This window comes from Bartonella sp. MR110HLJHH (assembly GCF_042194225.1).
Lineage (GTDB): Bacteria > Pseudomonadota > Alphaproteobacteria > Rhizobiales > Rhizobiaceae > Bartonella > Bartonella grahamii.
This window is the reverse complement of the sequence record NZ_JBHIMQ010000088.1, coordinates 1-764: the sequence shown is the minus strand read 5'-3', so window position 1 is coordinate 764 and position 764 is coordinate 1. Positions and strand designations below refer to the sequence as shown.

The following is a 764-nucleotide window of genomic DNA, read 5'->3' as shown; positions in this document are numbered from 1 at the left end:
TCTGTAATAGTATAGTTATAAACTGGCTTAGATTTACAGATTGCACTAAAGGTATGGAGCGGCGGCTTATCAGACATTTAAATACTCTCTATTAAAAAGGAACACTGTCATTCATAACGGTATGGGGCGTATCAAGAGGTCTGTAAATGCTTCTGTCATAAGCAGATGATGACGGCTCTTGATCATCATCATTTTTTCCATCTAATAGCTTTAACTCACCTTTGTACTGAGGCAATATGACTTCTGTTACATAGCGATCAACACCGTTTTTATCTTGCCATTTACGGGTTTGTAGTCGCCCCTCGATATAAACTTTGCTACCTTTGTTGAGATACTGAAGCGCTATTTTTGCCAAATGTGGATTAAACACCACAATGGAATGCCATTCGGTTTTGTCTACTTTCTTATTGGTTGCCTTGTCTGTATAGCTCTCAGACGTTGCCATTCGAAAATTGACCACCTCGATGCCAGATGACATTGTTTTGCTTTCTGGATTGGCACCTAAATGACCAATTAAAATCACTTTATTAAGCATGTTTGTAAGTTCCATTAAATAATGTAAAGATCATAACATGTTTTATGTGTTTTTACAATGTTTTCAGTTAGCTAATAACAATTATTTAAAGTGTTACATTATGTTCTAAATCACTAAAGCGTGTAAAATCGGATTGAAAGGCAAGGGGAACGATTCCTGTCGGACCATGGCGTTGTTTTGCTATAATAACCTCGGCTTTACCCTTGGCTTGCTCCATTGCATCTTGCCA

At 37.4% G+C, this 764-nt stretch carries 2 protein-coding genes; both read right to left on the bottom strand.

Translation table 11 applies throughout. The features are described from left to right. Window positions 1-91: 91 nt before the first annotated feature. Window positions 92-535 carry a single-stranded DNA-binding protein gene (gene ssb / locus ACFIKB_RS09500; RefSeq protein ID WP_375653511.1) on the bottom strand — a complete coding sequence of 148 codons (444 nt, stop codon included), beginning with the start codon at window positions 533-535 and terminating at the stop codon, window positions 92-94. 85 nt (window positions 536-620) lie between these two features. Beyond that, window positions 621-764 (bottom strand): DnaB-like helicase C-terminal domain-containing protein (locus ACFIKB_RS09495; RefSeq protein WP_375653513.1); only part of this gene is annotated, 144 nt, incomplete at its 5' end.